Genomic DNA, 13,085 nt, shown 5'->3' on the forward strand with positions numbered 1-13,085 from the left:
GTCGGAAGTCTGGCCTTAAATTACTCTTTGCTCAGCCGGTGGCGGCGTGAAGCCGAACCATCCTCTAAAAAGCTTTCAAGGGATCAAGTAACCCCCGTGACGAAGAAATGGCGCGGCTTAAACGCGAGAATTCCCGGCTTAAAAAGGAACGGGATTTTTGCAAGAAGCGGCAACGTTCTTCGCAAAAGACTCGTTCTGAGATATCAGGCGATAGAGCGTTGCCGAGATAAGTTTCCGATACGCTTAATGTGTCGATGTCTGCAAGTGTCACCCAACGGATATTACGCCTGGGCAGCACAGCCTCCCAGTGCCCGGGACGTCGAAAATCAGCGGATACTGACGCGCATTAAGGAGATCCACGAGGACAGTGGTGGTGTAATTGGCGCACCACGTATGCATGAAGATCTGTCTATTGAAGGTGAACGAGTGAGTCTGAATCGTGTGGCCCGCTTAATGGCCGTTAATGGCTTTCAGGGCTGGACTCATAAGAAAGGACGAGGCCGAAAGCGACCGGCCGCCAGACCCGCTGGCCTTAAAGATCACCTGGCACGTGACTTCACAGCAACAGAGCCTGAAACTAAATGGCGAAGTCAAAACCACCGAAGGTAAACCGTTTCTGTGCGTTGTGCTCGACTTGTACAGCAAACTGATAGTGGGCTGGTCTATGCATCATCGGCAGGATCGTTACATGGTTGTTCGCGCAGTGGAAATGGCCGTCTGGCAACGAACAGGCAATCAGCCTGTGATTTTACATTCGGATAGCGGTTCTCAATTTACCAGCGGTGATTATCAGCGTGCTCTCAAATTTAATAACCTGATCAGCAGCATGAGCGCAGTCGGTAACTGCAGCGACAACGCCGGCTGTGAAGGATTTTTTGGGATACTGAAGCGTGAAAGAGTGAATTATCGCCATTATCGAACAAGGGATAAAGCTCGTTCAGATATTTTTGATTATATTGAGCGGTTTCATAATCCAAGAATGCGTCGTAGACTGGCAAAACAAGATCAGCAGTTTAGCGCGATTTTAAACCGTCCGTGATAACGAAGTAGAACCCCAACTGGAAGGCGCATGGAATTACTAAAGGTAAGGGGCTTTCCGTAAACCAACGAATTGAGAGCGACATCAAAGCGCTTTGGTCTGTCATCAGAAGTAAACTTGAGCAGGCTGTTGATGACGGCATACTAAAGTAAACCAGCTAAACCGGGGGTGAAGGTTTCAAATGTCTGAAAAATTCATGCTGGAAGCTTTGAATATTTCCAAACAAGCACTTCCCCACTGTGAACCGAATCCTCCTGTCGGATGTGTGCTGGTTAAAGATGGCGAAGTAATATCCAAAGGCTTTACGCAGGCCATTGGTGGAAGTCATGCAGAAGTAGAGGCTTTAAATGCTCATTCAGGAGACCTAAGCGGCGTTACTGCATACGTCACTTTAGAGCCTTGTTCTTTTGTCGGCCGGACTGCTGCTTGCGCAAGCACACTTCTCGCTTCGGGCATCAAGCATGTGATTATCGCAATGCTCGACCCAGACATCAGAAACAATGGTAAAGGCGCAGAGATACTAACGGCGGGAGGCGTAAAAGTTGAGGTCGGCCTGTGTGCTGAACTGGTAGCACAATTCCTTTCCCCCTATTTAGCAAAATCATAAATAGTTTCGCTAAAAACCAGAAAGCTATGGTTTAACAAGGATTAGGTTATAACTACACGAATTTTCAGTCTTTCCAGCCCCTTAAACTCGATTAAAGGTTGAGCACTTCTGTTTACTGGGCAAGAACCGACTACGCTCCAATATTGAATGTAAATATTATGGGCAAAACTACTGCAGAAAAGGACGCTCTTGAATCAGTAGATCCCGGAATAGTAGGTGAAATAATAGGGAAGTGGGATGCCAAAAACGGTTTGGAGACAACGATGTATTTGTATAGCGAAAACGGAAAGCATTATATTGCCCAAGTATTCGGGCCAGGTGAAATTAGCAAGCATGAAGTAACATTAAGCGATATAAAACACGGAACAAAAATTGAGAATGTTGAAGAAAACACGTTTGGCGAATATTTCGTTATGAACGACTCAGGCTGGTTATAGTTCTGGAGCGATAACGGAAATTACTACACAGCTCCACCTGCTAAATAAAGCATGTAGTGAGCCGATTACTTTTTCTCTGGAGGAGTTCGTTTTATTATTAGATTAGGCAAAGGTCAAAATTTACATCCGCTAATTTGTCACCCGCAACCGCGGCCACAATCTGGACACAGAATGGACACAGCCCTGATCCAGCGCCAAATCAGCCACAATAGACCTCCGCCTCCGGAGGGCAGACCGACGAAACTGGGTAGTTTGGGGTTAACCGTCCGAAACTGGCTTTACTTGATACATCAATAGTTTACTGAGTTTCGGTGGAGGGCCATTTAGCCAGATGTAAGAACGTAAAAGAACAGTACAGTGCAAAACTTGCCACAATCCAGCCAGCCAAAATGGACCACTAGCCAGAAAACTTCTCGTTTCGGAGCTTACTATGAACACCCGAACTCAGTTTCGAAACCCAACCCGAAGCTCAGAACTGGAAATTTTTAATATTCGAGCTATCCTAAGCCCTACGGGCTTAGGGCAAAAGCCGCTAGCTCCCGCAATTCTCAAGACGAAATGATATTACCCTTCTCACACATCTCAACCGCACTTCTCAATGAGACGACCTTTTACACCTGTACAGTATTTGTACTTTCTGAGAATTCTACATGCAGGGAAACAGAGGGTTTGCTCAGTAGCAAACCCTCTGCATCTCCACTTTTTTATGGGTCGACCGCTGCTGCATCGCGATTATACTGCTGGATTTCAGAGGAAAGGACATGACCCCTCGAATAACAGATAGTTTTCAAATACTGAAATATACATCTCAGGATGAGCGGATATATTTGATCTTACATTGTGGGTAGGGCGTACAGATACCGAAATCTTTAACCATTTGATACCACTCCACTGCTGCTTGTTCTTCAGCGCTAAGCTCTGTTATTTGAAATTGTTCGGTAGAGGTTAGTGTTGAAGTAGTTTCCGTACTAAGTACTTCGCCGCTGGCTTGAGCGGTAAAAATTCTGAGCCCAAATAAGATAGCGATCAATGAAAGTTTTTTATTGTTACGGTTCATTTTGATGTCTCCTTAAGTTTATCGTCCAATTTTTGTAAAACAGCTTTATGGGTGGCTTAACTGACGCGACTAATACAGAGCGCGTTGCCAGTTGCCTTGATACAGCTCAAAGAGTGCGAGTTTGACGTGTGATTAACAATAATCGTTTCCAAACATTTATGAGACCGATTTGTGACTTCAATTTTTTCCCTTTAAAACATATACTTATTGCTATAAATAATTTTTTTACCTAGAATTTAACTATTTTTTATCATTGTTATCTATCGATAGTTGGAGGGGATGTTCACACTTTTATTACTTTTGAAACATTTGCTCTCTATGGTCATACAAATTGATATTTTCGAATGACTGTTTTTTATTAATGATTTCTAAATAATGGGTCTTTGCTCAATGTCGTTCATTAAGCCAAATATCGGCCATTGAATCATTCGAAAGACGGGCAGCTTGGTACTGCCCATCTTCGGGCTGGGTCTATTCGTCGATAGATTCAGCCAAACGGAATCCCATTACATACAGATTGGAACTATAACGTCCGTGACGGCGACGCGTTCGAGCGAGGTCGCGAAAGCGAGTAAAGCTACCACCTCTAGCAATACGATAACCTCCTTCTTTCTCCAACAGATCATCGACGACCAGCCTAGCGCCAGGATAGGCGGCATAGTTGTCCGCGACATACTCTTCGACATTTCCTGCAAGGTCCATGTGAGCGAACAAACCAGCACCTTTGGCAAAGATCCCTACCGGGGTGCTCCGCAAGATTCCGCTTTCGACAGTATTGGCGTGATCGGCTACAAAATTGTTACCCCACGGGAATTCCAATCCTTTTCCGCCGGTTGCGGCGTATTCCCACTCGGCCTCCCTCGGCAGACGGAATTGGCGACCGGTTTTCTCCGACAACCAGCGACAATAGTTGTCGGCATCTTTCGCACTGATGGTATTAACCGGGTGATTATTGAGTTCGGCCTTGTAGACACCGTATTCCCAAGTCGTTGGGAAATTCTGGTAGCCGGTATCCTCCATAAACTCACGGTACTCTTGATTCGTAACGCAATACTTGCCAAGTTTGAACGATTTGATTTCGGTGGCGAAGGTCGGCGTTTCTTTCTCGATCCATTCGGCCAACACACCATAGTGGCTATATTGCTCGACCACTCTGGCAACCTCTTCAGGCGCCAAGCCTAAAGTCACCGTCGCCGCCGGTACCACCAACATCTCTGGCGTTAGGGTTTTAATGCGCGGGTCGCCGCGCAAACCCAGCAATTGTCCAGCCACAAAGCGTTCTTTAAATGAGCACTCGATCCCTTCAGCGATCGTCAACAACTGTGCAGTGTCATATTGTTCAAACTGCGTCATTTGCTCCGATAGGTCATCAAGTGCCGAATCAACATAGCGACTCGGTAATGCCATCGCATCGCGCTCGCTGAGCTGATTGATGGTAGCGAGTTTGTGCCGACCGATGACGGTGCCGGTCAGCGATAGGGCTTGGTGAAGCGCCAGGATGTCTTGTGAACTGCTCATTTATACCGCCTTTCTTTTAATCAATGATTCTGCTGCCAAAAAATGGGTTTTACCATCGTAGGAACTTGCCAAGAAATCTCCTTTAGGTGTACGTGACAGTGAGGAAATACCGGCATAGCTTGGGTGATACCATTGCAGCCAAACGCCGCTATCGCGCTCATAAACTCCGATAAACCCGGCGTAATTGCCAGTTACGACATATTTGCCGTCGGCACTGATCGTCACGCACTTGATAGAGTTCTCGTTCGGGGTGTCGATGACCTCCATTGCAATGCCATTCCAAATACGCAGTTTCAAATCTCGGCTGACCGAAACAAAATTGCCGTTCTCAGCACTGGCGCAGCCGTTGGCTATCATATCGTGCGCCTGTTCTACATAATGGGCTCGCTCGAAATCACTAATGCGAGTAAACGCCGCCGAGGCGTCGGCGCAAACACTAAAGATTTGCTCACTATTGACGCATATTCCTTTAATCGCATTCTCGTGCAGTTTAAGCGACTCTATCAAGGCTATGGCACCTTGAGCATCGCGCTTGAAGATCAATCCCTCACCAGTATAAGTGCCAACAACCACATGTTCTTCGCCATTGCGCATAAAAGCAGCACCACAATTCAGTGGCGAGCGGTGCTGATAGATACACTCGCCGCTGATAGCATCAAATACTTGGCCAGTTTGACCGCCAGTGATCAATGCATCGCCCATAGGGGTGAAAAAGTTACACAAACTTGGCAGGGTGCGTACCAATTTATTGTTGCAGTGAACCACGCCAGCATCACCGATGGTATAAAGGTCTCCTTTATATTCACAGACCGCGTTGACGCCGAGCGTGGGCTCGATGTGGTCAAGAGTCCATTCTGCGGTTTCGATATTGTATTCAGCATAAGAGCTACCGAAGGTCACAAACACCAAGTTGTCCTGGTCGAGGAAAGTGGCCGACCGAGGCCAAACAATCGCTGGAAGGTCCGCGGTATGCATGCACTCGATACCCGCTTTGCTACACGCCCAAACCTTGACTTGGCGATCGTAGCTCAAGCTGACCAAGCGGTCTTGCGAGGCATCGTAGACCAATCGTTTGATCCCTGCATTGTGCGCTTTTACGGTATTTTTATCCTTGTGGGCGATAACGACTACTTCGCCTTCATCGTTACCCGCATAGATTACGCCTTCGTTAGTAATGGCGATAGTGTCGGTTTCGATACCGCCGAGATCGATATCTTCCAGGATATCACCGTAGCGGACATCCCAACGTTTGATGGTGCCATCGTCAGACGAGCTGAGCAGGATATCGGAATCACCCTGCCAGGCGACGGAGATCACGTCCGCGCTGTGGCCATAGAAGCGTTGTAACAAGTTGCCATCTAAGTCAAACAGACACAACGTATGGTCGCGAGAACACGTAGCGATCCAAGGCCTGCTGGGGTGGAAAGCAATCCCTTCAACATCGTCGTCATGGGTAGTCATTACCGTTTGCAAGCGCATGCTCGGCAATTGCCACAAGCGCACTGAATAGTCTGAGCTGGAGGAAGCACAAAGGCTTCCGCCAGGGCTAAAGGCGCACTGATTAGCCAAGTGGTCGTGCATCCCGCGGGCCAATGCCTCTCGGTTATCTGCATCCCACAAAATCACTTGATTGTCGTAGCCGGCAGACAGGACAAATTTGCCTTGGTAGGCGGCAATTCCGCTTAACGGTGAAATATGTTTGATCATGAATAAACTCTCTTTTTTAATTTCTTACAATTGGTTTAGCCAAATATGGGTCGCGTCGATTAGCGCGGCAAAGCAATCTTATGATGTGTGGTAGTCACTTTGGCGCTGAGATAAGGGATATTGTGCTCGTTGTGGAACACGCCGGTTTCCTGTTCTTTGACCACTTGTACGCCGTTCGCTTCCAAATGCGCTTTTTTCTCTGGGTTGTTGGAAAGCAGGATGATTTTGTTGTGACCCAAGGCTTTTAACATGTCGGCAGCCACTTTGAAGTTGCGCAAATCATTGGCGAAACCTAGGTGATTGTTGGCTGCGAAGGTATCCATCCCTTGGGCTTGCAGATTGTATGCATCGATTTTGTTATAAAGCCCGATTCCACGGCCTTCTTGACGCAAGTAGACAATAAAGCCGCCGTGTTGGTAGATTTCTTCGATGCCTTGATTGAGCTGCTCGCCGCAATCACATTTGCGCGAGTGGAAGACATCACCAGTCAAACATTCCGAGTGCAGACGCACCAAAGGCACTTCGACATTCTTCCAATCGCCCAACGCGAACACGACATGCTCTTCACCGTCTTCTAGGCCGTAGAAAGAGAAGATTTCAGACGGTTTATCGTAGTTGCGGATTGGCACCAAAGCACTGTTGCGAACGGTAACTTGGTCGGCGATTTTAAACTGAACGTTAGAGTTAAACATGATCGACTCCTCAAAAAATAAAAATAGTTAAAAGTGTTAACGGGCTGTTGCCCTGATCAGTAGGTCGTCGCCGACTCGACTGATGTAAATAAAGTCGACGGACTTGTGGTCGGCTAGGCGCTTGATCTGCGGCAGATCCAGCAGCGAGCGCGCATCGGCTCCTAAAAACTTAGGGGCCACGTAAATCAGGTATTCGTCTATCAGGTCTTGCTCAGCGAAAGCACCAATAAGCTCAGGACCAGCTTCGACTAAGATCTCGTTGCAATCGGTTCCAAGCGCCTGTACCAAAGCATCCAATGCCACCTTGCCATTGTTTTCCTCCGCTAGATGCCAATGCCCGCCAGCCTGTTGCCATTGCTCTTGTTTCTCAGAGTCTTGCGATAAAGTCGCCAGCCAAGTTTCCCCTTCCAGCGTCAACATCTTGATGGCGCTCTTACATTGCGCCTTGGAATCGACTATCACTCGACGTGGCTGCCTTTGGCGGGATGACTCAGGTTTGTACTGATAATCCCACTCTTGCCAGCGCACATTGAGTGACGGGTCGTCAGCAATTACAGTTCCGGAGCCAGTGATCACCGCACAGCTTCTGGCACGCCAGCGCTGTACGTCTTGGCGGGCATCCGCCGTGGTGATCCATTGGCTCTCGCCATCAGCCATGGCGGTTTTGCCGTCAAGACTCATCGCCAGCTTGGCACGCACATAAGGGCGTCCCTCACTCATACAGGCAATGAATCCCGGATTGAGATCCCGCGCTTGCTGTTCCAGCAGTCCAACCTCGACGCAGATGTCAGCGGTGCGCAAGATCTCTATGCCTTTGCCCGCCACTTGCGGGTTTGGGTCAACCATCGCCACGAAAACGCAGGCGACTTGGGATTCAATTAGAGCGTCGCAGCACGGTGGTGTGCGACCCCAATGACAACACGGCTCCAAAGTGACGTAGGCTGTCGCACCTTTGGCCTTATCGCCGGCAGCCAACAGCGCGTTACGCTCGGCGTGCAGCTCACCAGGTTTCAGATGAGCCCCTTCGCCGACGATTTCGCCGTCTTTGACCAGCACGCAGCCGACTCGCGGATTGGGTTGGGCGGAGTAAATCCCTGCCTTGGCCAATTCGATGGCGCGCTGCATCGCTTCGATATCGCTCAGGCTCATGAGCGCGTCCCCTCAGATTTGACCCGCCAAGGCGGGCTCTTGCGGTTGACACCCGCGAAATAGAGAATCAACTTGTTGCCCGATGGGTCGGTCAGCACCGCTTCACGCCACAAATAGCGCTTGTCTTGCGGCATATGCTCAAACTCGTATCCGGCAGCAGACAATTCAGCGGCCTTCTCGTCCAACTCACCTTCGCCAAACTCGAAGTAAACCACGACACCGCGGCTATCGGCGGCGGCCAACGAGTCAACTCTCGACACTGAAAATGTCGCATCGCCGATCGGGCATTCAAAGCGCAAGTAATGCGGCGTATCGACAATCAAAATAAACCCCATGCCTTGATAGAATGCTTTGGCTGCGTCGATATCATGGCTAGGCATAGTGACTTGATTTAGATTCATGACATCGCTCCTGTGCTGGTTTGTTGTTGCATCGTTTGGAAACGACACACAGATAAAGGTCGCATGTCTTGCCAAATCTCGCCGATGTAGGCCAGACAGATTGCCTTGTCCGAGTCTTGCGGATTGCGAGCACGATGGTTTTCGAGCCACACGGCTGGAATGGTCACCGCCTGCCAACCACCGGGCAGCGGACGCTTAGTCGACCACAGCGAGTATTGTTGTTCGTGATTCACCACCACTAGGTGGCTCGGCATCATATTGCTATTGGATGGCACTTCCTGTTCTCCTTATCGTACGGGTTTGGCCGAGTGCGCTAGCGTGACCGCGCGGCTCTGGCTAGTGGTACCGGCGCTTCGAAAATTTGCATCATGGTGGGCACCAAAATGAAGGTGAACACCACGTTCAACAACATCCCGCCGATCACTATTGCAGCCAAGCCGCGATAAAGTTCGCTCCCCTCACCCGGCAGTAACAACAGCGGTAACATGCCGAAAACAGTAGTTAAAGTAGTCATGAGAATGGGCCTGGCTCGATTACGCAAGCCTAAGCGAATGGCATCGACCAGTTGAAGTTGTTCGCTCGTGCCGCGGCGGATTTCGGCCACCAGCAGAATGGCGTTGTTCACCACCATGCCGAGCAGAATGATGAAGCCAATCATGGTTAGCAGGTCGAGCGGCTGGAATACGAAGAAGTTAGTCAAACGGATGGCGACGAAGCCGCCCACAGCCGCCAAGGGAATGGTCAAGACCACATAGAGGCTGTCTTTGAATGAGCTGAATAGCGCCGCAATCACCAGATAAAGGATCAACACCGCCAATAACACGTTCGTGCCCATGCTCTGGATGGCTGAGCTCAGTGCCGCCGCAGTACCTTCATAAACGATACGGCTATTATTTTTCAGCAACGGCTGCAATTGCGGCTCGACATCTTGTTGGATTTGGGCGATGGCCTGTTCCAACGACATCCCTTGCGGTGGAACCACTCGCAAAGTTACCGTACGGGCACCGTTGATGCGCCGAATGGTCGCAGCGCTGACACGTTGCTCGGCAGTGGCCAACTCAGCCAAAGTCGCCACGTTGCCATAAGCGGTGACCACCGGAAAGTTCAATAGGGTTTCCGGCGTCAATTCTTCGCTAGAGGTCAATTTAAGGTCGAGACGTTCGCGGCCGTCGAAAAACTCGCCGAGCCACAAACCGTCGCCTAAAGTACTGAGCACACGACCTAGGTCATAGCGATCCCAACCGTTGTCGGCCAAGCTGCGGTCATCCGGCTGGACGCGGAACTCAGGCTCATCGAACGCCAGTCCAGGAATAGGTTGCACTGAAGCACCCTTTAACGATTCGCCGATCTTTTGGTAGGCGGCGTTGGCGACAGTCATCAGGTTGTCCGTATCGCTGCCTTGGATATTGACGTCTACCACCCGACCACCGCTGAAGCGGCCGAAAATCGAAGAGCGTGACGCATAGGCACGAACATCCGGCAGATCTTTGAGGATCTCGTTGTTAATTACATTGATGAGTTCATCGACTTCATCGCTATCCGCCGCAGTGGCGCCAAGGAAGCCGTAGCGACCGTAGAAGCCGAGCCAGTAGTTCTTGATGTACGGCTGCTTATGATGTTGATAATAAGGCAACATCCGTTCGTTGATGGTCTTTTCCAGTTCATCCTGTGCAACCGCCAAGCTCACGCCCGGTGGCGGGCTGATATAGGCGAAAATCGAGTTTTGGTTGCCTTGTGGCAAGTAATCAACTTTAGGGATCAAAACCCAGCTCAGCACAATCGCACCAGTCACCAAGGACACTAGCCACAACCAGCGGCGCTTGGCAGTAGAAGTCCAGGCCATGACGATATCCGTCCAACGGTCCCACAGCGGAGCAAAACGGTCTGCGTTGGCGCTAACGCCGCGCACTGATTTCAGCCGTACTAAGATGGCCGGGATAACAGTGATTGAGACCAACAGCGACAAAACCACGGTAGCAGTGATGGCAATCGCCAAGTCGGAAAACAACTGACTGGTGGTATCTTCAGTAAAGATAATAGGCAAGAAGATGGCGACTGTGGTCAAGGTAGAGGCAATCAACGCACCGGTAACCTGACCGGTTGCAACAATCGACGCCTTTTCACGATTTCCCCCTTTATGAAAGTGACGTAACACATTCTCGAACACCACAATCGCGGCATCGATCGATAAACCTGCAGCCAGCGCCAAACCGGCCAAAGAGACGACATTGATAGAGCGGCCCAGCGCACCGATAAGAATAAAGGCGCTGAACAATGTCAACGGAATACAAAAAGCCACCACCATCGTCGCTTGGAACCGGCGCATGAACCACCACAGCACTGCAACCGCCAAGACGATACCCAAAGCGAGATTAGCGTAGACTTGCTCGATAGCGTCATTGATGTAGACGGTTTCATCGTAAACCTGAGTAATGGTCAAACCGTTCTGTTTGAGCACGCCCTCGCCTAAAACCGAGACGACTTTGTTGAGACGGTCCATCACATCGAGCACACTGACGTTTTTCACCGCCTGCACGCTGATGGCAATAGAAGTGCCACCGTTTTCGCTGAACACACCGTCTGGTTTGGCATAGTCCATTTTCACTTCGGCCACATCGGCCAAGCGCACGACACGTTCGGCATTGCGGGCAACTATAGACTGACGCAATTGTTCAATGCTATAGCCAGAGGCCAAACGTAGGCTCAATTTGCGGCGGCCTGCATCGATAGATCCGGCAGAGACGTTGTGGTTTCGAGCTAGGGTTTGCGCCAACCGCGGGAACTCGATGCCGAACGACGCGGCTTTGTAAGGGTCGACTTCGATTGCCAAAACACGTTTGCGGCCGCCGATAAGTCGGGTGCTCGCAACACCTTCGATACGCTCAAGCTGCGGCTGTACGACCTGCTCAATCAGGTTCAACGAATCGAGTACCAATGCAGAGTTACCTTCCGCTGGGCGGATAGACAACCATGAGATAGCAGTGGCGTTGCTGCCAGCGCCAACCACAACCACCGGCTCGTTCGCATCATCGGGATAATTGGGAATGCTGTTGAGGCTGTTGACCAATTCTAGCATCGCGTTTTCTACTACCGTATCTGGGGCGAAAGTCAACACGATGGTCGAGCGACCAAAGGTTGCCGAGGCTTCAAGATTGGCTAGCCCCGACAGTTTGCCAAACAGCTTTTCCTGCGGTTCAAGCAACTGCGCTTCGACTTCCGCTGGCGCAGCGCCAGGCCAATCGCTATAGACAGTAATGCGGTCGAGTTCGACGTCCGGCACCAATTGTACCGGCAGTTTGTAAATATAGCCCAAGCCCATCACCACGGTCAGCACGATACAAGCGATGACGGCAGTTGGGTTCTTGATAGCTGCGGCTGAAATTTTAAGCGCCATGATTACTGCCCTCTTAACGCTGTGACGTCAGTTGCATTTCTGGCGTAAGGATTTTCACCGTTTGCCCGTGCACCAAGCGTTCAACACCACGGATCACCACGGTATCACCGGCGCTAACCTGACCTTCAACCGCGGCCCAGCCGTGGTCGACGACTAGTGGATAGACCGGCACATAGATCGCCTGCTGTTGTTGGTCGATTTTGAAGATTCCGACTTTGTTGTTGCGCACCAACAGCGCATCGCTGGGCACCGCCAATTGCGGATGCCCCTGGCCGGGGACCTTGAAGCCGACCGTTACCGGCATTCCTGCCGGTAACGCGACATCGGAGAAATCGACGCGCAATTCGTAGTATTTGAAATCTAGCTGGACAGCCTTGGTGGCCAAGATACCAGCCACCACGCCGACGTCAGAACGCACGCTGACCGCTTCGTTGATTTGTACACCGGCAGCGAAAGTAGAAGGAACACGCAACGACACTTCCAAAGCGCTATCGTCAATTATACGCAGTACGGCTTCAGACTGTTCGACCCACTCGCCGGATTTAAGCAAACGCTCAGTTATGCGGCCGTTGAACGGCGCTTTAATCTGGCAGCGCGCCAACAGTTGCTGCTTTGTCGCTAGCTCAACATTGGCTTGTCGCAACAGGCCCGACAGTTGCGCAATTTCTTCGTCGAGGGTATCGAGGAGGTTTTGCGCGACATAGTTTTCTTTTGACAGCACGCTGTGACGGTCTCGGCGTTTGCGTGCCAGAGCTAATTGCGATTGATAGTTCACTACCGCTTGAGCGGCTTTATCTCTGGCCAGTTGTAACAATGAGTCGTCGACACTCGCCACTACCTCGCCTTTTTTGACTTGGGAGCCGAGCTCTTTGATCCAAGTTAGTTTGCCGCTCACTTCCGCCGAGAGACTGATGTAGCTGTCACTTACGACGCGGCCGGGAAAATCGCGGCTCGCGGCGATATCGCGGGTTTCAGCGGTAGCGACATAGACAGGTACGTCTGCTGCGCTGGTGGTTAGGCTGGTCAGAGCAATAAAAGCGGCCAACAAATACTTGGCGAAATGTTTCATGGGGACTATCCTATT

General features: G+C 50.4%; 11 protein-coding genes and 1 pseudogene. 3 read left to right on the forward strand and 9 right to left on the reverse strand.

Annotated elements, in window-relative coordinates; translation table 11 throughout:
• Positions 1-24: 24 nt before the first annotated feature.
• From DET62_RS03330 to DET62_RS03340, 3 genes and pseudogenes are all read left to right on the forward strand, one after another.
• A pseudogene (locus tag DET62_RS03330) lies at positions 25-1,039 on the forward strand (IS3 family transposase); the annotation flags it as partial.
• A 181-nt stretch (positions 1,040-1,220) separates the two neighbouring features.
• On the forward strand, positions 1,221-1,646 hold the full coding sequence (locus tag DET62_RS03335; protein ID WP_011233313.1) for a bifunctional diaminohydroxyphosphoribosylaminopyrimidine deaminase/5-amino-6-(5-phosphoribosylamino)uracil reductase RibD: 426 nt from the start codon (positions 1,221-1,223) through the stop codon (positions 1,644-1,646).
• Positions 1,647-1,804: 158 nt separating this feature from the next.
• Complete coding sequence (locus DET62_RS03340) at positions 1,805-2,083, forward strand: hypothetical protein (protein WP_011233312.1); 279 nt, start codon at positions 1,805-1,807, stop codon at positions 2,081-2,083.
• An 808-nt stretch (positions 2,084-2,891) separates the two neighbouring features.
• Here DET62_RS03340 and DET62_RS03345 read toward each other — a convergent pair.
• The 9 genes from DET62_RS03345 to DET62_RS03385 all read right to left on the reverse strand — a co-directional run bounded on the left by DET62_RS03345 (position 2,892) and on the right by DET62_RS03385 (position 13,070).
• A complete protein-coding gene (locus tag DET62_RS03345) occupies positions 2,892-3,140 on the reverse strand; it encodes a hypothetical protein (RefSeq protein WP_110012917.1) in 249 nt (82 codons plus the stop codon).
• 471 nt (positions 3,141-3,611) lie between these two features.
• The gene (locus DET62_RS03350; protein ID WP_110012916.1) at positions 3,612-4,658 is read right to left on the reverse strand and encodes an SUMF1/EgtB/PvdO family nonheme iron enzyme; all 1,047 of its coding nucleotides are present in this window, start codon (positions 4,656-4,658) and stop codon (positions 3,612-3,614) included.
• Positions 4,659-6,365, reverse strand: a complete 1,707-nt coding sequence (locus tag DET62_RS03355) for a WD40 repeat domain-containing protein (protein ID WP_110012915.1) — start codon at positions 6,363-6,365, stop codon at positions 4,659-4,661.
• Positions 6,366-6,424: 59 nt separating this feature from the next.
• Positions 6,425-7,057, reverse strand: coding sequence for a GTP cyclohydrolase II RibA (gene ribA, locus DET62_RS03360; RefSeq protein ID WP_110012914.1), 633 nt, complete (start codon positions 7,055-7,057; stop codon positions 6,425-6,427).
• A 36-nt stretch (positions 7,058-7,093) separates the two neighbouring features.
• On the reverse strand, positions 7,094-8,206 hold the full coding sequence (gene ribD / locus DET62_RS03365) for a bifunctional diaminohydroxyphosphoribosylaminopyrimidine deaminase/5-amino-6-(5-phosphoribosylamino)uracil reductase RibD (protein ID WP_166635819.1): 1,113 nt from the start codon (positions 8,204-8,206) through the stop codon (positions 7,094-7,096).
• The gene (locus DET62_RS03370; protein ID WP_110012913.1) at positions 8,203-8,607 is read right to left on the reverse strand and encodes a VOC family protein; all 405 of its coding nucleotides are present in this window, start codon (positions 8,605-8,607) and stop codon (positions 8,203-8,205) included. Before DET62_RS03370 ends, ribD begins: the two co-directional genes overlap by 4 nt.
• Complete coding sequence (locus DET62_RS03375) at positions 8,604-8,864, reverse strand: MbtH family NRPS accessory protein (RefSeq protein ID WP_208107578.1); 261 nt, start codon at positions 8,862-8,864, stop codon at positions 8,604-8,606. Before DET62_RS03375 ends, DET62_RS03370 begins: the two co-directional genes overlap by 4 nt.
• A gap of 56 nt (positions 8,865-8,920) precedes the next feature.
• Complete coding sequence (locus tag DET62_RS03380) at positions 8,921-12,001, reverse strand: efflux RND transporter permease subunit (protein ID WP_110012912.1); 3,081 nt, start codon at positions 11,999-12,001, stop codon at positions 8,921-8,923.
• A gap of 13 nt (positions 12,002-12,014) precedes the next feature.
• A complete protein-coding gene (locus tag DET62_RS03385; RefSeq protein WP_166635818.1) occupies positions 12,015-13,070 on the reverse strand; it encodes an efflux RND transporter periplasmic adaptor subunit in 1,056 nt (351 codons plus the stop codon).
• Between the last annotated feature and the right edge of the window lie 15 nt (positions 13,071-13,085).

The sequence above is a fragment of the Idiomarina sp. H2 genome (assembly GCF_004364275.1).
GTDB lineage: Bacteria > Pseudomonadota > Gammaproteobacteria > Enterobacterales > Alteromonadaceae > Idiomarina > Idiomarina loihiensis.

What these genes read in the sequence shown, in the direction of transcription:
- DET62_RS03385 (WP_166635818.1), bottom strand. Translation starts at nt 13,070, where the DNA reads ATGAAACATTTCGCCAAGTATTTGTTGGCCGCTTTTATTGCTCTGACC.
- DET62_RS03335 (WP_011233313.1), top strand. Translation starts at nt 1,221, where the DNA reads ATGTCTGAAAAATTCATGCTGGAAGCTTTGAATATTTCCAAACAAGCA.
- DET62_RS03375 (WP_208107578.1), bottom strand. Translation starts at nt 8,864, where the DNA reads ATGATGCCGAGCCACCTAGTGGTGGTGAATCACGAACAACAATACTCG.
- ribA (WP_110012914.1), bottom strand. Translation starts at nt 7,057, where the DNA reads ATGTTTAACTCTAACGTTCAGTTTAAAATCGCCGACCAAGTTACCGTT.
- DET62_RS03355 (WP_110012915.1), bottom strand. Translation starts at nt 6,365, where the DNA reads ATGATCAAACATATTTCACCGTTAAGCGGAATTGCCGCCTACCAAGGC.
- DET62_RS03350 (WP_110012916.1), bottom strand. Translation starts at nt 4,658, where the DNA reads ATGAGCAGTTCACAAGACATCCTGGCGCTTCACCAAGCCCTATCGCTG.
- DET62_RS03380 (WP_110012912.1), bottom strand. Translation starts at nt 12,001, where the DNA reads ATGGCGCTTAAAATTTCAGCCGCAGCTATCAAGAACCCAACTGCCGTC.
- DET62_RS03345 (WP_110012917.1), bottom strand. Translation starts at nt 3,140, where the DNA reads ATGAACCGTAACAATAAAAAACTTTCATTGATCGCTATCTTATTTGGG.
- DET62_RS03340 (WP_011233312.1), top strand. Translation starts at nt 1,805, where the DNA reads ATGGGCAAAACTACTGCAGAAAAGGACGCTCTTGAATCAGTAGATCCC.
- ribD (WP_166635819.1), bottom strand. Translation starts at nt 8,206, where the DNA reads ATGAGCCTGAGCGATATCGAAGCGATGCAGCGCGCCATCGAATTGGCC.
- DET62_RS03370 (WP_110012913.1), bottom strand. Translation starts at nt 8,607, where the DNA reads ATGAATCTAAATCAAGTCACTATGCCTAGCCATGATATCGACGCAGCC.